This window comes from Bacteroidota bacterium, from assembly GCA_016713925.1.
Taxonomy (GTDB): domain Bacteria; phylum Bacteroidota; class Bacteroidia; order AKYH767-A; family OLB10; genus JAJTFW01.
The window spans coordinates 795,873-821,825 of record JADJOH010000008.1; the positions used below are offsets into that span (position 1 = coordinate 795,873).

10 protein-coding genes are annotated in these 25,953 nt (G+C 41.7%); all 10 read left to right on the top strand.

Annotated features, from left to right (window positions below; all coding sequences use genetic code 11):
- Window positions 1-199 precede the first annotated feature (199 nt).
- The 10 genes from IPJ86_17320 to IPJ86_17365 all read left to right on the top strand — a co-directional run bounded on the left by IPJ86_17320 (window position 200) and on the right by IPJ86_17365 (window position 25,733).
- On the top strand, window positions 200-1,582 hold the full coding sequence (locus IPJ86_17320) for a hypothetical protein (protein ID MBK7888981.1): 1,383 nt from the start codon (window positions 200-202) through the stop codon (window positions 1,580-1,582).
- A 33-nt stretch (window positions 1,583-1,615) separates the two neighbouring features.
- Window positions 1,616-2,101 carry a hypothetical protein gene (locus IPJ86_17325; GenBank protein ID MBK7888982.1) on the top strand — a complete coding sequence of 162 codons (486 nt, stop codon included), beginning with the start codon at window positions 1,616-1,618 and terminating at the stop codon, window positions 2,099-2,101.
- A gap of 76 nt (window positions 2,102-2,177) precedes the next feature.
- Entirely contained in the window at window positions 2,178-2,855 is a 678-nt protein-coding gene (locus IPJ86_17330; protein MBK7888983.1) for a response regulator transcription factor, read from the top strand.
- A 77-nt stretch (window positions 2,856-2,932) separates the two neighbouring features.
- Window positions 2,933-5,863: a histidine kinase gene (locus IPJ86_17335; GenBank protein MBK7888984.1), complete on the top strand. Its 2,931-nt coding sequence runs from the start codon at window positions 2,933-2,935 to the stop codon at window positions 5,861-5,863.
- Window positions 5,864-5,923: 60 nt separating this feature from the next.
- A complete protein-coding gene (locus tag IPJ86_17340; protein MBK7888985.1) occupies window positions 5,924-6,652 on the top strand; it encodes a response regulator transcription factor in 729 nt (242 codons plus the stop codon).
- Between the two features lie 183 nt (window positions 6,653-6,835).
- Window positions 6,836-8,803, top strand: a complete 1,968-nt coding sequence (locus tag IPJ86_17345) for a hypothetical protein (protein ID MBK7888986.1) — start codon at window positions 6,836-6,838, stop codon at window positions 8,801-8,803.
- Window positions 8,804-9,147: 344 nt separating this feature from the next.
- Window positions 9,148-14,583: a PKD domain-containing protein gene (locus IPJ86_17350; GenBank protein ID MBK7888987.1), complete on the top strand. Its 5,436-nt coding sequence runs from the start codon at window positions 9,148-9,150 to the stop codon at window positions 14,581-14,583.
- A complete protein-coding gene (locus tag IPJ86_17355; GenBank protein MBK7888988.1) occupies window positions 14,537-22,450 on the top strand; it encodes a T9SS type A sorting domain-containing protein in 7,914 nt (2,637 codons plus the stop codon). Before IPJ86_17350 ends, IPJ86_17355 begins: the two co-directional genes overlap by 47 nt.
- A gap of 474 nt (window positions 22,451-22,924) precedes the next feature.
- Window positions 22,925-23,563: a response regulator transcription factor gene (locus IPJ86_17360; protein MBK7888989.1), complete on the top strand. Its 639-nt coding sequence runs from the start codon at window positions 22,925-22,927 to the stop codon at window positions 23,561-23,563.
- 103 nt (window positions 23,564-23,666) lie between these two features.
- Window positions 23,667-25,733, top strand: a complete 2,067-nt coding sequence (locus IPJ86_17365) for a sensor histidine kinase (GenBank protein ID MBK7888990.1) — start codon at window positions 23,667-23,669, stop codon at window positions 25,731-25,733.
- Window positions 25,734-25,953: the final 220 nt, after the last annotated feature.

The window sequence follows — 25,953 nt, forward strand, 5'->3', positions numbered from 1 at the left end:
CCATTTTAAGAGTTTTGTTTACACAATACCTCAAATGATTTAATTTAATTGAATTTAAATCGAGTATTCAAAGATGAAGGTTGTCTCATTAGGGTGCAATCACCAATTCTGGTTAATTTAGAAATTTAGATAGTGGACAATGTGGAAAATTGTTGTATATTTTTGTTTACCGTATTGCGGAAATGAGTATCTTTAAATCATGCGAACTAGCGTGAATGTTATATCTCTGCTTATCCTATTCAGCACTTCTTTATTTGCTCAGACTGAGCGGTTAAGTGTCTTAAAAAACCGGGTCTACAATGAAACGGGTTCGAATTTGTACGCTGCTTTGTTGGCCTTAATGGAAGAACGGAATTCAATTCCGGTTGATTCTTTTAAACAGTATATTCAATTCGTGGATTCAATAGCAGGCGACACTATTTCAACAAACACTAAATTTCTGTTGAATTACTATAGAGCTATTGTATTGCAAAACAGTGCTGCAGGTCCTGAAGTGATGAATTTTTGCGATTCTAATATCAGCGTACTTCAAAAAAAGGAAATGGTGGATCAGTTTCTTTTTAGGTTTTTGCATTTGCGGGCCGCTCAGTATGTGCGTATGGGACAATATAAAGAGGCCATGAAAGCCTATTTTGATGTGTTGAAAAAGGCAGAGCAACAAGGGAATGTTGAATTTATAATTGCCGGTCGTAATGGTGTGGGTTGGGTGCACATGGAAACGGAAAATTATAAAGAGGCTATTCTTTGGTTTTATAAGGCGATGAGTGCTGCCGGTACTACTACCAACCTCGGACAATATCCTGTAGTTCCTCAAAATCTTGCTGCTACCTATAACTCCATCGATCAAAATGATTCAGCATTGAAATATATTGATTTGTCAATTCAACTGGCATTATCAGGAGAAAATCTGAGGTCTATCGCTAATGGATATGCTATTAAGGCAGACATCCTCATTGATTTGAATAGGAAGAACGAAGCTGCGAAGTTATTGAAGGATGCACTTGAAGTGCGTAAGCAAATTGGTGATGTCTTTTATATCCTGTCAGATATGTACCAATTGAGTGTGTTTTACTCCACATATGGTGAATGTGAAAAAGGAATCCTGATCTGCAAAGAAGCGCTGCAGATGGCGAAAGATTTTAAAATTAAATCGAAGGAGTTGATTTTACATGAAGGCTTGGCTGAAAATTACAAAGCTTGCAGTGATATGCTGAGTTATTCGAAAGAGTTAGAACGAATAATGCAACTAAAAGATTCTATCAATAAAGTTGTCTCCGCGGATGCCTTAGCTGAAATGACGGCGAAGTACGACTTGCAGAAAAAGGAACAGCAAATTGTCAGACAGGAGCTGTTGCTTTCACGAAGGAATTACATTATCTATGGTTCACTTACCCTTTTTATCTTGATTGGCGTAATCGGAGTTCAGTATTTTAATCATTACCGGCAGAGGCAGGGAAGCATGGCTCTGATTGGAATGGCGAAGGCCCGTGAAGAAGAACGTTCCAGGATTGCAGCAGAGCTACATGATAATATTGGGACGCAGTTGGGGTTTATTAGCCGGAAAATCGATATGTTTCGCTAAGGTTTGAATGATGCGAAAATGGGTTCTCCAATTATGCTTGATGAAATTAATATCGCTTCCCGACGAACAATCGCTGATTTACGGGAGACGATCTGGACATTAAAAAAGGAGAAAGTGGCGTTTAGTCAATTAGCGGATCGATTAAAAGTTTATGCAAAGAAGCAGTTAGAAGATGTCGAGAAAGCAAAACTCGAAATTGTGGAGGACATCTTACACGATGTGACGTTGTCACCGGTGGATTCACTCAATGTTTTCAGGATTATTCAGGAAGCGGTGTATAATGCTGCCGTTCATTCGGGAGCTAATTTAGTTTCAATGAAGTTTAAGGCATTGGAAAAGGGGGAATGGTCCATTGAAGTGCATGATAATGGAATTGGTTTTGATACCTCATTGGATTATGAGAATCATTATGGTTTAGAAAATATGAAGCAACGTGCCGCCGAATCAGGATTGAAGATCAATATTGATTCGGAGAAAGCAACGGGAACTGTGATCATTTTGAGTTTTAATGATAAATAATGAACCTGGATCTTATACTACATTTGAGTTATTGTTTGTTGTTTGTGAATGGTTCACTTTTGATTTCTAGAACACTATGAATATTCGGATAGCAATAGTAGATGATAAGCAACAAAACCGGTCCACACTGAGGGATGGTCTGGGTGCTTCTGAATCACTTCAAATTGTGATGCTCGCTAAAAATGGAAAGGATTTTCTGGAGCGGATGAAATTGCTGAATGCCGAAGAAAGACCTCAAGTCGTGCTGATGGATATTGAAATGCCTGAAATGGACGGAATTTCCGCAGTAACCGCCGCGAAAATATTATACCCGGATGTGAATTTTTTAATGCTTACTATTTTTGATGATGAAGATAAAATATTTGAAGCAATACGTTGCGGAGCAAATGGATATTTGTTAAAAGACGAAAAAGTTGAAGTAATTGAAGATTTTATTCGCCAGATTATGGAAGTAGGTGGTGTTCCGATGAGCCCCTCTATCGCCCGAAAAGCAATGAATATGCTGGCACGATCATCACCCGTTAATTCGACAGAAAATACAGGAGCGGCCGGTGAAACCGAATTGTCAGAACGGGAATTGGAAGTTTTGCGACTTTTAGTGCAAGGTCACGATTATAAGATTATTGCCGATAAATTATTCCTGAGCGCACATACAGTCAGAAAGCATATTGCCAATATCTACAGTAAACTTCAGGTGAGCTCTAAAGCACAGGCCATTAATCTTGTGCACAAGAAGAAGTGGTTTGACATTTGATTTCCATTTAGGTCCGGCACGGAGCGCTTTTTTATTGTTTAAGTTTTCACTATTTTTAGTCAGTTATTTTTAGAAATATGAAGCATTGGCTGGCAATAGCCTCCTGTTATCTTTGTACTGTCTTTCTTGCTTCCGGGCAAGGTAGCAAGCCTTTGTTTTTTCATTTTACTCCTCAAAATGGTTTGCCCTCTTCTCAAATTTATCAGGTTTTGCAAGATAAAAGCGGGTATTTATGGTTCGCCAGTGATCATGGACTTGCAAAGTATAATGGGTACGAATTTAAAAAGTTCACATCAGCCGATGGTCTGGAAGATAATACAGTATTCAAGATGGTGCTGGATTCCCGAAACAGAGTGTGGCTCCAAACGTTTTCCGGACGTCTGTTCTATGTGGACAACGACAGTATTTATAATTATAAATTCAATCCGGTAATTGTGAATCTTGTTAAAAACTATGTGCCTCTTAATTTTTATGTGGATAGTCTGGAAAATGTAACATTTTCCTGTAGTCATTTAGGGGAATACAGGATTCATGTAAATGGAAAAGTAGAGCAGCTCTTTAGCAGTAAAGTGAATACCGAATACAATAAAATGTTCTTCGATGAAATTGCTCCTGGAAGATTTGTTTCTTCAGCGAATTCGTTAGCAGATTTGCAAAAGCCCTCCTGGTTTTATTTCAGAAATAGTTTAGGTGTTTATGATTCCTTGTCACTTACGAGGGAACAAAGTGGGCCTGTATTCGTTCGGCGACTTCATGACAAAAGATTGATTATTTCGATCTCTAACCGGTTATACAATTTCTCCGGAAATCAACTGCAATTGTTAATGGAATTGCCGGTTACAATTAATCATATTTATGAAGATACTGATCATAAGCTATGGGTGGCTACCTACAATGGCATTTATTTGTTCAGGTATGAACAGGAATTGACGAAGGAAGCTGTTTTTTTGAAGAACGATTTTGTCACCTGTTCACATCAGGATTTTGAAGGCGGCTTTTGGATATCAACAGTGAATAGTGGTGTGTATTATCTGAATGACTTGCGCATTAAGTCATTCCGGTTTGAAAATGATAGCTTGCTGGAACCCCTTTGTCTGACTGCAGACAAATCGAATGTATATGCCGGTTTCTGGAGCGGAGGGGTGGCAGCATTTAATGCAGACATTTCTAAATGTATCTATCCACTGGGTGCCGGGGATTATGTAACAGGGGTCTTCGCAGATTCATCTTCAAATAGAATTTATCTCGCAAAGAAGTACCCCGGCTACCTTTATAACAAAAAGTTTTTTTCGTTAAAGAGTGATGGTACTCAATCATTGAAAGGACGATTTATTAGGCGAAGAAACGGTGATTTCTTAAATGCTTCCATTAATGCCGTATATAAAATTGATGGGGATTCGTTGTTTCTTTTTACCTCAATATATAACAGAACAAACTGTGTATTTGAAAACGAAGATGAGAGTCTTTATCTAGGTACGAATAGCGGAGTAAGTGTTTTGAATAATGAAATGACGGAAAGTCGACTCCTCCATAATGATTTTGAAGATGTCAGAGTCGATGATATTGCTCGCTTTGATAAAATTCTATGTTTCGCAACACGTGGAAATGGATTAATGTTGATGCGGAATGATACAGTATGGTCAATAAAAGCAAAAGATGGCTTATGTAGTGATATCATTCACCGGATTGCTATTGGGAGAAATACGATCTGGTGTAGTTCTTATAATGGTTTATCGAAGGTAATTATAAAAGATTTTGAAAAAAAGGAAGTTGAAATACGGAATATCAGTATCAACGAGGGTTTGCCGGATAATGAAATCAATGATTTAATTATTAAAAACGATACAGTTTGGCTCGCCACTAAAAGTACAGTGTCGTTCTTTAATGTGAATACGGATTTTCTAAATGCAGTTTCCCCCTTATTGCATTTTACAAAACTGTCTGTAAATAATAAGGATACTTCCTTTGTGAAGGAACTCAACTATGATGAGAATAGCATTAGTATCGGATTTGAGGCCATTTCCTACAAGAGTAATAAGAGGATTTATTATACCTATTTTCTGGTTCACAATTCGGATACGTTTACGTCTGTCACCACCAACCGGCATGTGGAATTTCTTTCACTGGAGCCCGGTAAATATTTTTTTAGTGTTTCCGCCAGAAATAGTACAGGGACTTTAACAGAGAATCCGATTACCTATCAGTTCACCGTCCTTACGCCTTTTTGGAAGCAATGGTGGTTCCTTGGTTTATTAGCAATGATTACGTTGGCATTGGTTTATTTGTTCACTAGAAGTCGTATTCGCAGTATTAAAGAGAAGGAGCAGTTAAAGACTGATTTTAATAAACAATTACTTTCATTGGAGATGAAGGCGCTAAGAGCACAGATGAATCCGCATTTTATTTTTAATGTAATGAATTCTATCCAGGATTTTATTTTGAAGAATGATACAAAGTCTGCACAAAAGTACCTTACGAAGTTTGCTCGTTTGGTGCGTATGATTCTGGATAATTCATTGGAGTCGGAAGTGTTGCTTAACGATGAAATTAAAGCGAATTGCCTGTACGTAGAGTTGGAACAACAGCGTTTTGGAGGCAAATTTGATTTTGTTCTGGATGTGGATGAAGAAATTGAATCACTATCTCTGCGAATTCCTCCGATGTTGATCCAGCCTTTTCTGGAGAATGCTATTAAGCATGGGATTGGTCATCTGGAAACACATGGCCGCTTGCTGTTACAAGTAAAAATTATTGGAAATGATTTGCATATTGTCGTCGAAGATAATGGCGTAGGGCGCAAAGCCGCAATGGAATGGAATATTCATAATGTCAGAGATCATAATTCCTTCGGCTCTGTACTTAGTGTAAAGAGGGTAGAAGTGCTTAATGCGATTATGCATACGAATATCAGCCTGGAAATTAAGGATCTCTTTCATGAAGATGGTCTAGCTGCCGGAACCAGAGTTTCGTTGTTATTTAGTGAACTACTGCAACAGGAAAATGTTTAATCTCTAATATTTTGGATGATATCATTAAAAATCTATATTTGACAGGAAAGGAGGGATAGGATGAAAGCGATCATTGTAGATGATGAAAAAAGTGGAAGAGAGACGTTGCAGCGTCTTCTGGAGGAAAATTGCAAAACTGTTCAGGTAATCGGGCAGGCTGATTCAGTGGATACAGCAGAAGCACTAATTGGGCAGTTGCAACCCGATTTGATTTTTCTGGATGTGGAAATGCCGCGTGGAAGTGGCTTCGAACTCCTCAAGCGCTTCGAGAGACCTTCCTTTAAAACCATATTTGTCACCGCACATCAGCATTATGCCATCAAAGCCATACGTTTTTCTGCTGCTGATTATTTATTGAAACCGGTTGATGTGGATGAATTGATAGCTGCAGTGGAACATGTGGAGTCAAAAACTAATGATAACTCCGAACAGTATGCCCAAATTGTTCGAAGTATTGACGAGCGTAAAACGGATAAACTGGCAGTTCCGGTAAAAGATGGGCTTTCCTTCATACCTGTAGAAGAAATTATCCGCCTGCAAGCCGATGGAAGTTATACACATATCTTTACTGCTAAGGATAAATACACCGCCTCCCGTAACATCAAAGAGTACGAGGAGTTGCTCCAGGATCAACAGTTTTTTAGAGCGCACCATTCGCATATTATCAATCTTCGTTTCGTCAGACATTTTAGCAGAACGGAAGGGTATTTTGTCACCATGAGTGATGGCTCAGTGGTAGAGGTCTCCAGACGTAAAAAGGAGTTGTTTCTTCAATTGATGCATGCATGAAAATAAGTTCATAAACTATTAAATAAGTTCATAAACTATTATAAATTAATAGTTTAAATCAGATTAATCTTGAAATCAGTTGCGGTCAGTCATCTTTTAAATGAACAAATTTATCTTGCAGGCGTATAAATTATTCTATAACTTTGAACAAGAATCTTTATAAATGCTATAAAAGTGTAGTTAATGAGGTTTTTAATCTTATTTCTTTTGGTATTATTGACATTTAAGGATGGGCTGATGGCACAAGGATATGTTTGGTCCAGAGGTCTTTTTGGTTCTGTCAATAATTATGCATTCTCTGTTGCGCACGATGCTGCCGGGAATGTTTTCGTAGCCGGTCATTTTGGAGGAACAATAGATTTGGATCCCGGTGCCGGAGTTGTTAATGTGACCTCTTTTGGATTGACAGATGTTTACGTTTGCAAATTTACTTCGGCAGGTGTATTTTCCTGGGGGAAAAGAATCGGAGCAACTTTAGCTGACCGAAGCTTTTCAATGGACATCGATCCGATGGGTAATGTAATTATTTCAGGCGATTTTGAAGGCACTGTAGACTTTGATCCGGGTGCAGGTGTCTTTAATTTAACTTCTACCGGAGGTTCACATTTATTTATTCTGAAATTGTCAAATGCCGGAAATTTTGTTTGGGCTAAAATGCTTGCCGGTGATGGTGATTATATTTACGGGCTGACTACTGATGCTTCTTCAAACATTATTTTTGGTGGTAGGTTTAATGGTACCAAAGATTTCGATCCGGGGGCTGGTATTTCTAATTTAACTACTGCTTCGCCGGTTGGTTTTTTTAATGCTTTTGTGACAAAGTTAAATTCTTCCGGAAATTTTGTTTGGGCCAGAAGATTTGCCGGGGTAGAAAATGTAGAAGTCTTGAGTATAGCCGCAGATCCGTCTGGGAATATTTATACAACAGGGCGATTTTCAGGAACGGTTGATTTTGATCCCGGTGCCGGTGTGTCAAATTTATCGTCAGGAGGTGTTTCATTTAATACCTTTATAAGTAAATTAAATAGTGTTGGGAATTTTATCTTAGCTAAGAAATTAAATAATGTCGCTGGTTCTGAAGGGTGGGGGATTAATGTTGATGCTACCGGTAATATGTATATAGCCGGTTGGTATTATACATCAATAGATCTTGATCCAAATGCAGGTGTAGCAAATAGAACAGCTGTGGGTAACAGAGATGCGTATTTTTGCAGGCTTACTTCATCAGGAAATTTTTCCTGGGGTTATAGTTTCGGATCTACCGGTATTGAAGAAGCTATGTCAGTTGTCGTTGATGCTAATGGAAATTCTTACTTAACCGGCAGGTTTGGTCTAACCGTTGATTTTAACCCGGGGGCACCGGTAAATAATTTGACTACGACAAATCCCGGGGGCGAGGTTTTTGTTGCAAAATTTAGTTCGGCCGGTACATATGTTTGGGCGGTTTCTACGAGATATATTAGTGGCGCAATTATAAGTAGAAAAATTTCCCTTGATGGTAATAATAATATTCATATTGCCGGATATTTTGCGGGAGATTTTGATTTTAATCCGGGAGCAGCAACCAATATCATGTCCAGTACTGTATATAATACCTTTGTTTTAAAGTTAAACAACCCTTCTCCACTTCCTGTTGATTTGCTCTTTTTTGAAGCAGCTCAGGTCGGTAATGATATTACTTTGGAATGGGCTACAGTCGTTGAAATTAACAATGCTTTTTTTACTTTAGAACGAAGTAATGGCAATAACGATTGGGTTTTTATAGAGGAAAGAGAGGGCTCGGGAAATACCAATGAAATGTCAAACTATATCCATCACGATCTCCCTCCGCAGGAAGGCGTTTGGTATTATCGTTTGCGACAAACCGACTACGATGGTTCTGAAACTATGCTTGGAACGGTATCCGTAAATTATAAATTGGAAAGGATGAAATTTTCCGTATTTCCGAATCCTACCACCGGATGGCTAACCGTGAAGGTGTATGATGTTGACCCGGCTGAAATTAAAATTCTTCGTCCTGATAGTCGGCTTGTGGAAGAGTTCCCATTTTATCCGCTTCAGGATGGTGCTCTGCTTGATCTTTCTGCTTTGCCCAAAGGAGTCTATATCATTCAGATAGCTGGCTATACGGAAGAGGTTATTTTGATTTGATAACCGGGCCATCTTCATTAATTTATTTAAGCGATGCTTAATATTTTAGATGGGGAATTGGGTAAGGGTTTTGGTCTTAAAAACGAAGGACTTCCGTTTCCCACTATACTGATTTACCCCACTTTGAAGGATGTAAATTTACCAAGTATCGCCCCATTCCTGCCACTTGTTGGCTGGTTCTCCCTTGGGTGAAACAACTTGTATTAAGTGCATTTCTTTTCTTTTATTTGACTTAGTTTCATAACTTGTCGGCATGGAAGGTCGGCTTGAATTGGACCATTTCATTACCATAGAATTCTACCTAATCGAGGTTTCAACCTCTGCCAACCTTAATTATACCTGCCATGAAAACATCAAGGACTCACTTCAGCCCAACTCCTTACAGGCATCTCTTTTTATTTTTAATCGCCTGCTTTATTCACCTGACAAGTCTGGCTCAGGGGCCACTTACGGCAACTGTAGATCCCCTCTGTACCACCAATTGCTGTAGTTCATCTCAACCATGTAACTGCACTGCCGGCGTATTGGTGACAGGTGGAATCCCGCCGTATTCGTATACGGTTTGGTCGGGAACAAATCCTGTTGGCTATGCGGCTTGTGTTCCTAATTTATGTCCGGGGACCTATGTTTTTGAGATCAGGGATGCTCAGAATAATCAAATAATTTTTCCGGTGACAGTGGGCCTGACCTGCTGTACATTGAATTGTGCAGATACCACCATTTGTTTTGAGATCCCAGACTCTTCAGTCGTTTTGCTTCCTCCAAGCTATACAAAGGGAGGTACAGGAGTAGGAGGGGGTACAGGTCCGGCTAATCCCGATACCTGTGGCTATGATTCTATCTGGAGTAATGCACCCGGAATTTATCCTGTAGGTACAACTGTAGTAACATGGTACGTTTCCAGAAATGGTCAGGTGGATTCCTGCATGCAGAATGTGATTCGAAATCCTCCTACCGTATATGCCATTAATTTCACAACTTCTCCTCCTATTGTTGCAGGCGTGATCAATATTTGTAATGGGCAGTCGATTACCTTCAATGATAATTCAACAGGTACAACAGGCCGTCTCTGGAATTTCGGGAATGGTTTCTATTCTACCAACGCAGTTCATACGGAACCACCTGCTAATTATCCCCCGGGCACTTATTATGATACATTGACAGTTTATGATGCCTGTGGTTTCGCTCATGATACCGCTTTTGTGGTTATAGTCGATTCGGCATCCGGGCCCGATATTTTTTGCATCTCTGTGGTCTGTCCCGGAGATACCGTTACTTACCATACCAATGCGAATTGTACTACTTATAACTGGAGTGTGATCGGTGGAACTTTTTTTCCTGTTCCTTCCAGTACCAGCGATTCAGCTACCGTCATTTGGGGTGCCGGCCCTCAGGGAACTATTTCATTGAGTGTTTCCGGATGTACTCCTCCTTTAAATTGCCCTTTTCCCACAACGAAAACAGTTCACATTGTTCCGGCTACCATGCCGATTGCAGGAGATACTATCGTTTGTGCCGGTTCAGAGAGCTGCTATGAAGTAGAGTGCATTCCCGGGAATTCTCATTCCTGGGAGTTGATGCCTGCAAATGCAGGTACAGTAACGGGACAGGGAAAGTGCAGAATTTGTGTGCAATGGGCTCCCGGATTTTTTGGTCCGGTTACCATACAACTGAATTATCAAAACGTACTGACCGGTGCAGGTTGTACACTCCCCGGTGAATGTACCAATGACCCCGGTTGTGGAGGAGTGGCAACCATTACTGTGGATGTGCGTCCGATATTCGGTATTTCCGGTCCGGCGAAGGTCTGCCCGAATGCTGTCAGTGCTCCTTTTAATGGAATGAATACGACGAACAATACCATTGCTGCGGGTGTTTCCTGGAAACTGGTGACTCCCGTTCCTTCCATTATAAATTTCCCGAATACCGCCGCTTTAAATGCTTATACATGGAGTGCAGGACCGGGCATCTATAAACTAACAGCCTATGCTCCACCAAATGTGTATTGCAATGACTCCGCTGTGATGAATGTGGAAGTGGTGAATATGCTTGTGCCGAATGCTATCTCAGGTCCTGATACAGTTTGTGCCAATGTATCTACCATTTATAGTGTTGCTCCAAATATGGCCGGTGTAACTTATGTATGGAATGTCATTGGTGGAGTAATTGTCGGACCAGCCAATGGTAGCAGTGTGACCATTCAATGGAATCCGGGTGGTGGAACTGTTTCTGTGGTGCAGATGTTGTCAGCGGCGCCCTTCTGTGCATCCGCCTCTTCTCCCGTATTCAATGTAACCACCTGGCCGAATTTCCCGCTGCCTGTGGTGACGAGCAGCAATCCGATCGTATGTATGAACAGTACGATCACTTATTATATTCCTACGCCACTTCTTAGTAATGCCACCTATACCTGGTCCATCGTTCCTGCAACGGCCGGAAATATTCTTTCAGCAAACGGTACCGATTCTATTGTGATCAAATGGATCAGTGCGGCGATTACTCCGATTTTCGTGAAACTGAAAATATCCCGTTGCTATGAGGATTCAGTGATGGTGCCGATTAATTTATTGCCCTTACCAACTGTTCCGAATATCACCTATTTCCCCGCTAATCCATGGGTAAAGACACCTGTTAATTTTTCTACTCTAAATCCCGGTCCATTATGGAACTGGAGCTTTGGCGATGCGGGAACTTCCATCGTTCAGAATCCATCGCATATCTATACTGCAGCAGGAAACTATAATGTCCAGTTATATGTGACCAATGCCTCAGGTTGTTCTGATACAGCAACAACAGCAATAACGGTTGAGGATATCCCCGTTGTGCCTGTGATCACCGGTCCGGATAGTGTCTGTATCAATGCGCTGGCTTCGTATGGCTTTTCTCAGCCCTTGTTCCCTGGTGCATATTACTCCTGGTCATTGTCCAATTCGCCGAAAGGAATTATTTCTTCATCAGGAAATAATTTCATGAACCTGAAATGGACAGTTGCAGGAACAGATACCGTAAAAGTGCGAGTGCAGGCGAACTGTCTGGATACAACGATTAAATATGTAGTGGTAATTAGCCCCTTGCCCACACCCGGCATTTCAGTGGTATCTCCAGCCTGTCAGAATTCAAATGTAAACTTTACAGGTAGCGGTGGCGGAACGTATTCATGGTCATTTGCCGGTGGCTCACCCGGATTTTCTTCTTCATCGAATCCCGTTGTGACCTACGCTCTTCCCGGAAATTATAATGTGTCATTAACAGTAGTGAGTGCCGCCGGTTGTGCTGCAACAGCAACCACTACGATGTCGATTAATCCGGAACCAATCGCTATCATCAATGGACCCTATTCAATTTGTTCTTTCCCCGGATCAGTGACGATGAATGCGGTAGCTCAACCGGGCTATACATTCTTATGGTCGCCGACAGGAACAACCGGCCCGTCTGTTACAACAACCATCAGTTCTCTGGCGACATTTAGTTGTGTGGTGACAAACTCATTCGGATGTACCAAGCTGTCGAATGCAATTACGGTAGATACGGCTTCATGTACAACGATTATTGATTCCTGCCAGGTAAATGATAGTATTGATTTTACCTATACACCACCCATCTGCCTGACGCAACAGTATACTAAAATTTATACGGGTACACTTACAGGCTGGAATTTCGGTGCCGGTGGAAGTGCAGGCGCTGTCTCTCCGGTTTCGGCTACATATCCTTATCCGGGTGTGTTCCCGGTTACAGTAGTCGGTGTTGCATTAGGGACTTATCCTGATGGATCTCCATGTAATAAAAATATCAGCAGAACCCGAAATGTAACTATTCCGTTTGATCCGGATTTTGATTTCGACTATCAGTGCAATGGTTCAAATGTGATGCAGGTGGTTTTTACAAATACTTCACAGTATCTTGGTCTGGCGACTGCTTATAACTGGACATGGTTTGATGCTACTTATGCTGCTACTCTTTCAACAAATCCTTTCCCACCTGCATTAACGTTAGCTCCCGGTACACATGTAATTAACCTGAGTGTATTTGATCCTGCCACCGGCGCTTCCTGTACGATTACCAAAACAATAAATGTTCCTTTACCGATTGTGGCATCTTTTACGGTGTCAAGTCCATTGTGCGTAGGAGCTCCAAATACATTTACCAATACATCTGTGAGTCTTGCCAATCAGGCCTCCATGTTGTTTAATAACGGCAATGGTGGTACTGCAACAACATCTCCTGCAAGTATTCCATATGCGGCTTCGGGAAGTTATACAGCTTCTCTTGCCGTAACGGATATATATGGATGTACATCTTCCGCTTCTCAACCTGTAACTGTTACCCCTGCCGGTTCAGGTACAATAACAGTTGGCGCTTTAGCTTGTGACTCTGTTTCTCTTACCGCATCCGGCCCCGGCCCATTTACATGGAATGTGATTAATCCTCCACCTGTTCCTAACAATCCCGCCTATGTGAAAACAAGCGGATTTTACAGCGTGACAGGAATCGGAGTTAATGGTTGTCCGTATACCGCCGGACCTGTACAGGTGACCGTGAACAAATCTCCGCAGGTAACTATAACAGGAAGTACACAGTATTGTCAGGGTGAAGCTTTGAATATCAAAACATCCGCAGCCGGTGTAAACTATGCATGGATTCGATTGCCCTCAACTCCGGTTGGTGGTAATTCTCCGAATCTGAATATTATTGCCAATACCCCTGGTACTTTTACCTATCAGGTGACTGTAACAGCTGCCAATGGATGCACCGGTTCAGCAACGTATACGATCAATGTGGATCCTGTACCCGGCTCAGCTGTTATAGTTGCATCCGGTCCTTTAACTTTTTGTGACGGCGATTCTATAAAACTGTCGGTGACTCCTCCCGGATTTACTTACCTCTGGTCTAAATCTCCGGCTCCTGCAATTCCTTCTCCTCAAAATGCAAATCCGGACTTGTGGGTAACAACGAGCGGAACCTACTCCGTCATCGTTCAAACAGCTAACGGTTGTGCCTATCCGGCAATTGCTCCGGTAACCGTTGTGGTAAATCCTAAGCCACCGGTTGCGATCACAGGAAATACCACGCTTTGCGAAGGAAAAACATTAACGCTCCAGACTACACCAGTGGGTGGCGGTACGTACCTCTGGATAGGTCCAACAGGTACCGGCGTGACGAACCCATTTGTCCTGGCTAATATTCAGTTGGCAGATGCAGGACCCTATACAGTAGTGGTGACCAATGCATTTGGATGTACAGCGACTGCTACCGTAAATGTGGTGGTGAATACATCTCCTGTACCTCCTATAATTGTTTCTAATCCCGGTGGAGTATTGTGTCAGGGACAAATGTTTAATTTGAGTGTTTCAAATCCATTCGGACCTCCAATAGTTTATAACTGGAGTACAGGTCAGATGGGTACGAATATCAATGTGGTTTTGCCGGCAACATATTCTGTTACCGCTACGAATCAATTCGGTTGTAAAGCTCCTTCAAATGCGATCACGTTGCATCCACGACCAGATTTAAGTTGTGTGCCTACCGGCTGTTATGAATTCTGCGATGAATGTGACTCAGTAAGTATTCCCGGTCCTTCCGGTCTCTTCTCCTATAACTGGGAGGTGCTGGTTGGAAATGTTTTCACGTTCTACAGCGGTTCACAAAATTTGATGGTGTATCCTCCCGGTGGAAAGTTCCGTCTGATGGGAGCGAATCAATGGGGCTGTGCCGATTCAACAGATACGTTGGATATTGAATTTAATAATTGTTGTCCATTGCCGGATACAACTTTGGGATAATACCTTGCAAGGATGGCAGCCGTTCCCGGGAGCGCCAAACGTTGGACTTTTCGTTACCAATAGTGGCTCACAGGCCGGACCAACGGACTTTTTCGTGATGGCATCCGATCTTGCAGGTCCATCTCAACTTGAAACCGGATATAATCTGCGCGGCAAGTGGTGTTGCGGTGAATTCTGTTTCGATTATAAAGTATTTGACGATGGAGTTGCCGGAGTAACCAATGTGAATCCCACTTTCAGAATATTAAATGGCTCACTTGGATTCGTCTTCACTTCAAGTACCGTTGTGAATGAAACAATGGGTTGGCAAAATATATGTGCGCCTATTACGGATTGTAATCCTCCTCCTTCATCACCTGCAGGTGTATGGACTCCGATTGCCGGTACTACACTCAGCGATTGGACAACAGTGCTGTCAAATGTGACGAATGTGTTATTTAGAGTAGATTTTTCTGCTGCTGTAGGAGAAGCCTCCGGTTTCGATAATGTTTGCATAAATTCTAACGTGCCTTCTATCGATGCAGGTAACGATACAACAGTTTGTGCAGGAAGTGTTATTTCTCTTCATGTAGAAGGTTGTTCAAATAACCCTGAATGGTATGCCATCTCCGGTGATACATTGATTTTCGTTGGCAATGGTCCTCTAATCGATGTAGCTCCCACCCAAAACACATGTTACATTGTTACTTGTTGTGGTGTTGGAACATGTTGTTGCGATACGGATACGGTTTGTATTAATGTAAATCCGCCTCCTGTCTTACAATGGACTTCAGTTTATCCTGATGTTTGTCTGAATTCTGCACCGATTGTATTGGATTCATCACAGATTCAGGTTTTTGTAAATGGAAATTGGGTGTCGATTAATTCTCTTCCGGGAAGCGGATTCTTCAGTGGAGCAGGGGTGACAGGAAATATTTTTACTCCATCAATAATTGGTCCGCATACTATTTGCTATACGTATACGGATAGTGTGGGCTGTACTAAAACAATTTGCAACACGATCAATGTGATCTTCTGTTGTGATACGAGCTTCCAGATTTCCGCAGGCAACGATACCACGATTTGTCACGGAGGAGTAGCCGTACTGACAGTGAGCGGATGTAACGGAGCAGCGACCTGGTATAAAATGAGTGTAGAAGGCCCGATCGTTATCGGTCAGGGTCCTTTGGTGGATGTTACACCAACGCAGAACACCTGTTATATGGTGGTCTGCTGTGACCCGCTTTATCCGGCCTGCTGTGATACCGATACCGTTTGTGTATTTGTAAACGAACTTCCGATCCTGCAATGGAATACGGTCTACCCAAGCGTCTGTCAGAACTCTGCGCCAATTGTGCTCGATTCATCACAGATTTTAGTATTTGTAAATAACAACTGGGTACCTGTATCGAGTTTGGGCGGCAGTGGTGTCTTCTCGGGACCATTTGTAACCGGAAACATCTTCACGCCATCCACGATAGGCACTTATACTATTTGCTATACTTATACCGATAGCGTAGGTTGTAGTAATCAAATCTGCAATACCATCAATGTGATCTTCTGTTGTGATACAAGCTTCCAGATTTCTGCGGGCAACGATACCACAATTTGTCACGGAGGAGTAGCAGTACTGACAGTGAGCGGATGTAACGGAGCTGCGACCTGGTATAAAATGAGTGGACAAGGCCCGATCGTTATCGGTCAGGGTCCGCTGGTAGATGTTACACCAACGCAGAATACCTGCTACATGGTTGTTTGTTGTGATCCGCTTTATCCGGCTTGTTGCGATACAGATACTGTTTGTGTGTATGTGAACGAGCTTCCGATCCTGCAATGGAATACGAATTACCCAAGCGTCTGCCAAAACTCCGCGCCAATCTATCTCGACTCTAACAATATCCTGGTGTTTGTAAATAACAACTGGGTACCTGTATCCAATTTGGGCGGCAGTGGAGTATTCTCCGGACCGTTTGTAACAGGAAATATTTTCACACCATCCACGATAGGCACTTATACTATTTGTTATACTTATACGGATAGTGTAGGCTGCAGTAATCAAATATGCAATACGATCAATGTGATCTTCTGTTGTGATACAAGCTTCCAGATTTCTGCGGGCAACGATACCACAATTTGTCACGGAGGTGTAGCGATACTGAATGTATCAGGATGTAACGGCGCAGCCACATGGTTTAAGCTGGGCGTAGAAGGTCCGATCGTCATTGGACAAGGTCCATTGGTGGATGTTACGCCAACACAGAATACCTGTTATATGGTTGTTTGCTGTGATCCGCTGTATCCTGCCTGTTGTGATACGGATACGGTTTGCGTGTACGTGAACGAGCTGCCGATCCTGCAATGGAATACGGTGTATCCAAGCGTCTGTCAGAACTCAGCGCCGATTTATCTGGACTCAAACAACATACTGGTATTTGTGAATAATAACTGGGTGCCTGTATCAAGTCTGGGCGGTAGTGGAGTCTTCTCAGGACCATTTGTAACCGGAAACATCTTCACGCCATCCACGATAGGTACTTATACCATTTGCTATACATATACCGATAGTGTCGGTTGCAGCAATCAGATTTGCAATACCATCAATGTGATCTTCTGTTGTGATACAAGCTTCCAGATTTCTGCGGGCAACGATACAACGATTTGTCACGGAGGTGTAGCAGTACTTACAGTGAGCGGATGTAACGGAGCTGCGACCTGGTATAAAATGAGTGGACAAGGCCCGATCGTTATCGGTCAGGGTCCTTTAGTAGATGTTACGCCAACGCAGAATACCTGCTACATGGTTGTTTGTTGTGATCCGCTTTATCCGGCTTGTTGCGATACAGATACCGTTTGTGTATATGTGAACGAGCTTCCGATCCTGCAATGGAATACGAATTACCCAAGCGTCTGTCAGAACTCCGCACCGATTTACCTCGACTCTAACAACGTGCTGGTGTTTGTAAATAACAACTGGGTACCTGTATCTAGTTTGGGCGGCAGTGGCGTATTCTCGGGACCATTTGTAACCGGAAACATCTTCACGCCATCCACGATAGGCACTTATACTATTTGCTATACTTATACCGATAGTGTAGGTTGCAGCAATCAAATCTGCAATACCATCAATGTGATCTTCTGTTGTGATACAAGCTTCCAGATTTCTGCGGGCAACGATACAACGATTTGTCACGGAGGTGTAGCTGTACTGAATGTATCAGGATGTAATGGTTCTGCAATATGGTACGCGCTCTCTCCAAATGGTCCTGTGCCTGTTGGTCAGGGTCCTATTTTGGATGCCTTGCCACAAACATCTACCTGTTACATGGTCGTCTGTTGTGATCCGCTCTATCCTGCCTGTTGCGATACAGATACTGTTTGCGTGTACGTGAACGAACTTCCGATCCTGCAATGGAATACGAATTACCCAAGTGTCTGCCAAAACTCTGCGCCTATCTACCTCGACTCAAATAATGTACTAGTGTTTGTAAATAACAACTGGGTGCCTGTATCAAGTCTGGGCGGCAGTGGAGTATTCTCCGGACCATTTGTAACAGGAAATATCTTCACGCCATCCACAATAGGCACTTATACCATCTGCTATACTTATACAGATAGCGTAGGCTGCAGTAATCAAATCTGCAATACCATCAATGTGATCTTCTGTTGTGATACGAGCTTCCAGATCTCTGCGGGCAATGATACAACGATTTGTGCAGGTGGTGTAGCTATATTACAGGTTGATGGATGTATGGGTACACCAACCTGGTATATGTTAACCGGGGAAGGTCCGATTCCTGTTGTTCAGGGACAAATATTTGATGTGTTTCCGCAAGTAAATACTTGTTATATGGTCGTGTGTTGCGATACTATGTATCCTGCATGCTGCGATACGGACACCGTATGTGTCTTCGTTAATGCACCACCGGTATTAACTTGGCCAACAGTTTATCCGGATGTATGTCAGAATGGTGGATCAATTACGCTGAACCCTGCTGATATCTTCGTTGATGTTAACAATACATGGGTGATGTCACCATTTGCTGGAGGCACCGGTGTCTTCTCAGGAACGGGTGTAGTGGGCAATACATTCACTCCCGGCGCTCCCGGTCTATATACGATCTGCTTTACCTATACAGATAGTCTGGGCTGTAGCAATACGATCTGCAATACGATCAATGTCATCTTCTGTTGTGATACGACTTATAACATCTCAGCAGGCAACGATACCACCATTTGTACGGGTGGCGTAGCGATACTGACCGTGACAGGTTGCAATGGTCCGGCTGTATGGTATGCATTAACAGGAGAGGGTCCGATTCCGGTTGGACAAGGTCCGATCTTAGATGTGCTTCCTCAGCAGAGTACTTGTTACATAGTGATCTGTTGTAACCCGCTCTATCCGCAGTGTTGCGATACGGACACTGTATGTGTTTTCGTTAATGCACCACCGGTATTAACATGGCCAACGGTTTATCCTGATGTATGTCAGAATGGAGGACCGATTACACTGAATCCTGCAGATATTTTCGTTGATGTTAACAATACATGGGTGATGTCACCATTTGCTGGAGGCACCGGTGTCTTCTCAGGAACGGGTGTAGTGGGCAATACATTCACTCCCGGCGCTCCCGGTCTATATACGATCTGCTTTACCTATACCGATAGTCTGGGCTGTAGCAGTACCATATGCAATACGATAAATGTCATCTTCTGTTGTGATACCTTAAGTACAGTATCCGCCGGAAATGATACGACAATATGTGCAGGTGGAGTAGCTATCTTAACGGCTACCGGTTGCACAGGAAATACCACGTGGTATCAGATGGGAGTAGAAGGGCCATTTGTAGTGGGTCAGGGTCCTGTATTCGATGCCTTGCCACAACAAAGTACCTGCTATATGGTAGTATGTTGTGATCCTTTGTATCCTGCGTGTTGCGATACGGATACGGTTTGCGTATTTGTGAATCCGTTGCCGGTATTGTCATGGCCAACTATCTACACGGATATCTGTAACAATGGCGGACCAATAACATTGAATCCGGCAGATGTGTTTGTAGATATTAATAATACCTGGGTGATGTCACCGTTTGCAGGGGGTACAGGCGTATTCTCAGGCCCCGGTGTTTTTGGAAATACATTCACGCCTCCCGGCATTGGTTCTTATGTGATCACATTTACTTACACGGATGCTAACGGCTGCGTCACTACGATATCCAATTCGATTACAGTCATCTTCTGTTGCGATACGTTAAGTACGGTGTCCGCCGGAAATGATACGACGATATGTGCAGGAGGAGTGGCCATCTTAACGGCTACCGGTTGCACAGGAAATACCACGTGGTATCAGATGGGAGTAGAAGGGCCATTTGTAGTGGGTCAGGGTCCTGTATTCGATGCCTTGCCACAACAAAGTACCTGCTATATGGTAGTATGTTGTGATCCGTTGTATCCTGCGTGTTGCGATACGGATACGGTTTGCGTATTTGTGAATCCGTTGCCGGTATTGTCATGGCCAACTATCTATACAGATATCTGTAACAATGGCGGACCAATAACATTGAATCCGGCCGATGTGTTTGTAGATATTAATAATACCTGGGTGATGTCACCGTTTGCAGGGGGCACAGGCGTATTCTCCGGCCCCGGTGTTTTTGGAAATACATTCACACCTCCCGGCATTGGTTCTTATGTGATCACATTTACTTACACGGATGCTAACGGCTGCGTCGCTACGATATCCAATTCGATTACAGTCATCTTCTGTTGTGATACGTTAAGTACGGTATCCGCCGGAAATGATACGACGATATGTGCAGGAGGAGTGGCCATCTTGACGGCTACCGGTTGCACCGGAAATATAACGTGGTATCAGCTGGGAGTAGAAGGTCCATTTGTAGTGGGTCAGGGTCCTGTATTCGATGCCTTGCCACAACAAAGTACCTGCTATATGGTAGTATGTTGTGATCCGTTGTATCCTGCGTGTTGTGATACGGATACGGTTTGTGTCTATGTAGGCAGTCAGCCTGTGTTAAGTTGGCCTTCCTCTTATCCTGAAATTTGTCAGAACGGAGGACCAATCACATTGAATCCTGCTGATATCTTCGTCGATATCAACAACACATGGGTGATGTCTCCATTCGCAGGTGGTACAGGTGTCTTCTCCGGCACTGGTGTGGTGGGCAATACGTTTACACCGGGAGCACCAGGATTGTATACGATTTGTTTCACCTTTACAAATCAGGCGGGATGCAGTAGTACAATTTGTAAAACCATCAGCGTAATCTATTGCTGTGATGCGCAAATTAACATCTCTGCAGGAAATGATACTACTATCTGTTCGGGAAGTACGGTGACCATAGCGGTAACCGGTTGTTCTTCTCTTGCATCATGGTATTGGTTAACTGCCGGAGGACCTGCATTTGTAGGATCAGGACCTTCTATTCAGGTGGGCTTGACCGGAAATACAATTCCGGTTACTGCGTGTTATATGGTTGTATGCTGTGATCCTGTCTATCCGCAATGTTGCGATACAGATACCGTTTGTGTTACCATTCTTCCCGTTGTGAGTGTCGGTCCAATCACAGGCACTCATCTGACAGCTTGTTTACCAGCCATATTTGGAGGAAGTACCTACTCTGTACCTGCTGTTTCGGGTGCCACTTACCAATGGACGGTGCCGGCAGGAATGTCTATTAGTAGTGGGCAAGGAACGCCAACAATAACTACTACGTGGACGAATCTTGCCATGAATGCTGGAATCAGCGGACAATTATGTGTGTATCAAATTACACCTTGCGGAGTACAGCTAATATGTACCCCGATTGACTTGAATGCCGTTGCTCCTGTAACGCCTCCGTCCATTAGCGGACCGGCTAAAGTTTGTCCGGGTAATATAGTGACATACTCTGTTGCAGCAGTGGCAAGAGCTACCTCTTACAACTGGACTTTGCCTGCGGGTATGACGATCACAAGTGGAGCAGGAACGAACGTAATAACAGTAAGTGTGGGTCTGGGATTCGTTGGGGGAACTATTGTATTGACTGCATCCAATGCATGTGGAACAAGTCCTGCAAGAACGAAAGCGGTTATGTTAAATCCACCTTTAACACCCGGACCAATCAGCGGACCTTCTACCGGAGTATGTGGTACTAACGGTGCTGTATATACTATAGTCCCGGTTCCCAATGCTGTAAGTTATCTGTGGACTGTTACGAATGGAACTATTGTAGGAGCTAATACCGGAACATCAATTGTAGTGAATTGGAATACTTCATTCACATCAGCGGTTGTCACTGTCCGAGCTGTCAATGGTTGTGGAATGGGAGCGATCAGGACATTGAATGTTTCCGGTGCACCTGCTACACCGGGACCTATCACCGGACCGGTTAATGTGTGTTCCGGCGCTACCTATCATTATTCTACCGCTACTGTTGCCGGAGCTTCACAATATACATGGGTAACTCCGGGTACAATTGTGAGCGGGCAAGGAACAAAGGATATCGATGTGGTATTTAATACAGTTCCAGCCGCCAACCAGGTTGTTTCGGTAAGAGCTTCTAATCCATGTGGTAACTCAGCGATCAGAGTCCTCAACGGAATTACCATCTCCTTCTGTATAAGAATGGATAATTCGGATTACGACCTGTTATCCGTATATCCTAATCCTGCTCATGAGCAGTTTGAAATTAATTATATTACCATGAAGGATAGTGAATACCGGATGGATATGATTGATGCTGAGGGACGCGTAGTATGGAATATGAAACGTACAGGTGATGGTGAGTTGCTGAGAAAGCAAGTGGATGTCACAGGTATTGCTCGCGGATTATACCTCATCAGACTGAATGACGAGGAAGGAGTAAAACAATTGAAGATTATTATTAACTAACTTTTCCTTCCATTTTCTAAAAGGCTGTCTCGTTTTGAGGCAGCCTTTTTTATTGATATTATAGTGGTTGTGTCGACTAAACATGGGTCTATAAATGGTGTTATTCGAGATAACTTGGATTTTCCATTTAACATAAGGTTCTTTGTCAATTCCGGTTTTTTATATTAATTTGCAGGTAAGAAACAGGTGATTGTGGTTCTTGCTCAAAGGTCTCATCACCGCAATTGCTTCTCATAAAGGCAAGTGCTTGAAGAGGGGGGTGTTTTAGAAGTCGAGGGTTCAATCCCAATAGCAGCTAAAGTTTAATTCATTGTCAGAAATGTTCAGAATGTATCTGTTAGAAATATTAAAATATGGAGGAAGTTAAGGTTGAATCATAAGACTCACATATTTATGTAGGTACAGTGTCGGACTTTTATCAGTTATTTTGACCTCAGCGTTGTAATGAATTAATATATTAAAATACAGTTAAATATGAATTTAATTCGAGTGATTATTTTTGAAGATAATCTGGATTTCGTGGACAGCATGAGTGAGTTAATTCATAATGCGGAAGGAATAGATTTGGTTGGAGTGTTTCATAATTGCAAGAACGTTGTTAAAAATGTACAGCATCTCCAGCCCGATGTGGTGTTGATGGATATTGATATGCCTGTTGAAAATGGCTTGCAGGGCTTGCGGAAATTGCGAGCGGAGGGCAGTGAAGTAAATGTTTTAATGTTAACCGTTTTTGATGATAACGATCGTGTTTTTCAATCGATTTGTTTTGGGGCCAGTGGTTATATTTTGAAGAATACATCTCCCGAAAAGATGATTGAAGCCATTCATGAAGCGCATACAGGAGGGGCTCCTATGACACCATCTGTAGCAAAACAAGTGTTGAAACTCTTTTCGCAGCCTTTCCAAAATTCGGTTGAAATTCAAGCGCTCACGCCACGAGAACATGATGTACTGTCCTTTTTAGTTCGAGGCTATAGTTATAAGATGGCCGCTACTGAAATGAAAGTTAGTATTGAAACCTTACGATATCATATTAAAAATATATACACAAAACTGCATGTAAATTCAAAAAGCGAAGCAGTGGCAAAAGCAATACAGAATAAAATGATGTAATGCTTCCATTATTTTTTTGATTCAATTGAATTATCTTTCAGGTTAATTGAACGCTAAGAGGGGTTAATTGATTGGTAATATTAAGTTCACAATAGTTTCTGCGATGAAAAAAATATTAATTATTCAATTTGGTTGTTTGTGTCTTATGATGGGCGGGGTGTCTGCCCAAGACGATGTGAGAAATAGAATTTTGGATTCACTCTTCACAGTTTTAAAAGTTCACAAGACTGATACGGCAAAGGTAAATACGCTAAATGCCATTGCTTCTGAATTCAGAAATAATGATCCAGACACTTCAATTTATTTTGGTAATAAGGCGCTAGAGTTAGCTAAATCGATTAATTATAAAATGGGAATTGCCAATGTGTACTTGCAGTTGAATATTCCAACTACGAATATTGGAGATTATGAATTAGCGCTGAAATATTGTAACCATGCTTTACAATTATATGATGAACTACTGATCACCGAAAAATCGACTCATAGACCTCGAATCCTGACTCAAAAAGGTAGAACTTTTAATAGCATGGGAATCATCTATTGGTATCAAGGAAATTTAACAGAATCGTTGAAGTATCATTTACTTGCTTTAAAAGTCAGAGAAGGAATTAAGGATAAAAAGGGAATCTCTTTTTCTCTTAACAACATAGGACTTGTTTATTCGAATCTGGGTAATTATCCCAAAGCATTAGAGAATTATTTTGCCGCTCTAAAGAGTTTTGAAGAAATTGGAGATAAGGAGAGTATTGCCGCTTCGTACATCAACATCGGACTTATTTACAGAGATCAAGGCAATTTTCAGAAAGCGTTAAATAATTATTTTACTGCTTTAAAAATCTTTAAAGAATTAAGGGATAAAAGAAACATTGCTGGTTCTTTCAACAACATAGGTGCAGTTTATGATGATCAAGGAAAGTACGATGAAGCATTAAAGAATTATTTTATGGCTTTAAAAATTCAACAGGAAATTGGGGATAAACATAGTATAGCTAATTCTTATGAAAATATCGGTCTTATCTATATGTATCAAGATATTTATCAAGATGCTTTGATGTATTTGTTTAAGTCCTTAAAAATAAAAGAGGAAATAGGCAATAATCAGGGAATTGCGGTTACCTATAACAACCTGGGCAATGCTTATCGGCTTCAGAAAAATTATAGCGCAGCGAGCCAATATCTGCGTAAGGGCTTATTGATTGCAAAAGAGAATGGTAATATTCAAGATATAAAATTTAATTATCTTAGCTTAGCAACGTTGGATAGTGCGCAAGGTAATTTTAAGCAGTCCTTAGATCATTATAAATTGTATATTACCTATCGCGATAGTTTGGACAATGAAGAGAATACAAGGAAATTAGTTCAGCAGCAATTGCAATTTGATTTTAGTAAAAAGGAGGCGTTAATCAAGGTAGAGCAGGAGAAGAAGGATGTTGTCAACCAACAACAACTTCAAAAGCAAAAAGTAATTCGAAATTCATTTATTACCGGATCAATCTTATTGCTTCTCCTCATTTTTGTGATAATTAATAGAAATAAGTTAAAACGCACAGTGGAAATGGAACGTATGCGAAGTAAGTTAAGCCGCGATTTGCATGATGATATTGGGAGCACCTTGAGTAGCATAAATATTTTAAGCAGAACAGCACAAAACAATCTTAAACAATCCGACGCCGAAAAAACAAAAGCATCGTTAGAAAAAATTAATGAACGTAGTCAGCGATTATTAAATAATATGAGTGATATTATCTGGAACATTAATCCTGGTAACGATACTATTGAAGAAGTAATGAGCCGAATGAGAGAATATGCAACTACAATACTCGAAGCTAAAAATATAGAGTACACTTTTAATTTCCCCAAAGAAAAAATGGATTGCAAACTTACAATGGATGTTAAAAATAATATGTACTTGATTTTTAAAGAAGCGGTTAATAATCTTTCAAAATATTCAGTTGCTTCACAAGTTAACCTGTCATTAACATTTGATGAGAAAAGTATTCACTTGAAGGTAGAAGATAATGGAATAGGCTTTAATGAAGATGAAGTAAAGCACCGTGGAGGCTTACGCAACATGCAACACCGTGCGGAGGAAATTAAAGGCGAAATCAATATAAGTTCTTCGCCTCATAATGGGACGAAAATTGAGTTGATTATGCCGCGATATTGTTAAATTTGTTGATAGATTGGCAATCGTTAAGTTCGTGCCCGTTAAATACTGCTTCTATAGGGGTAACATCGCCCCAGATCCCATGACGAGTTTATGGACTATAGTTGAGAATTGTCATTGAGGGCAAACGAATGTACTAACGAAAAAAATTAATATAGGGATTTATTTTCAAGATGCAACGCGAATCCCGGATAGCCGTCAAAATTATGTCAGTATTCAGGAT

Excerpts from the sequence above, each read along its gene's own strand:
- IPJ86_17320 (MBK7888981.1), top strand. The coding sequence starts at position 200 with ATGCGAACTAGCGTGAATGTTATATCTCTGCTTATCCTATTCAGCACT.
- IPJ86_17325 (MBK7888982.1), top strand. The coding sequence starts at position 1,616 with ATGCTTGATGAAATTAATATCGCTTCCCGACGAACAATCGCTGATTTA.
- IPJ86_17330 (MBK7888983.1), top strand. The coding sequence starts at position 2,178 with ATGAATATTCGGATAGCAATAGTAGATGATAAGCAACAAAACCGGTCC.
- IPJ86_17335 (MBK7888984.1), top strand. The coding sequence starts at position 2,933 with ATGAAGCATTGGCTGGCAATAGCCTCCTGTTATCTTTGTACTGTCTTT.
- IPJ86_17340 (MBK7888985.1), top strand. The coding sequence starts at position 5,924 with ATGAAAGCGATCATTGTAGATGATGAAAAAAGTGGAAGAGAGACGTTG.
- IPJ86_17345 (MBK7888986.1), top strand. The coding sequence starts at position 6,836 with ATGAGGTTTTTAATCTTATTTCTTTTGGTATTATTGACATTTAAGGAT.
- IPJ86_17350 (MBK7888987.1), top strand. The coding sequence starts at position 9,148 with ATGAAAACATCAAGGACTCACTTCAGCCCAACTCCTTACAGGCATCTC.
- IPJ86_17360 (MBK7888989.1), top strand. The coding sequence starts at position 22,925 with ATGAATTTAATTCGAGTGATTATTTTTGAAGATAATCTGGATTTCGTG.
- IPJ86_17365 (MBK7888990.1), top strand. The coding sequence starts at position 23,667 with ATGAAAAAAATATTAATTATTCAATTTGGTTGTTTGTGTCTTATGATG.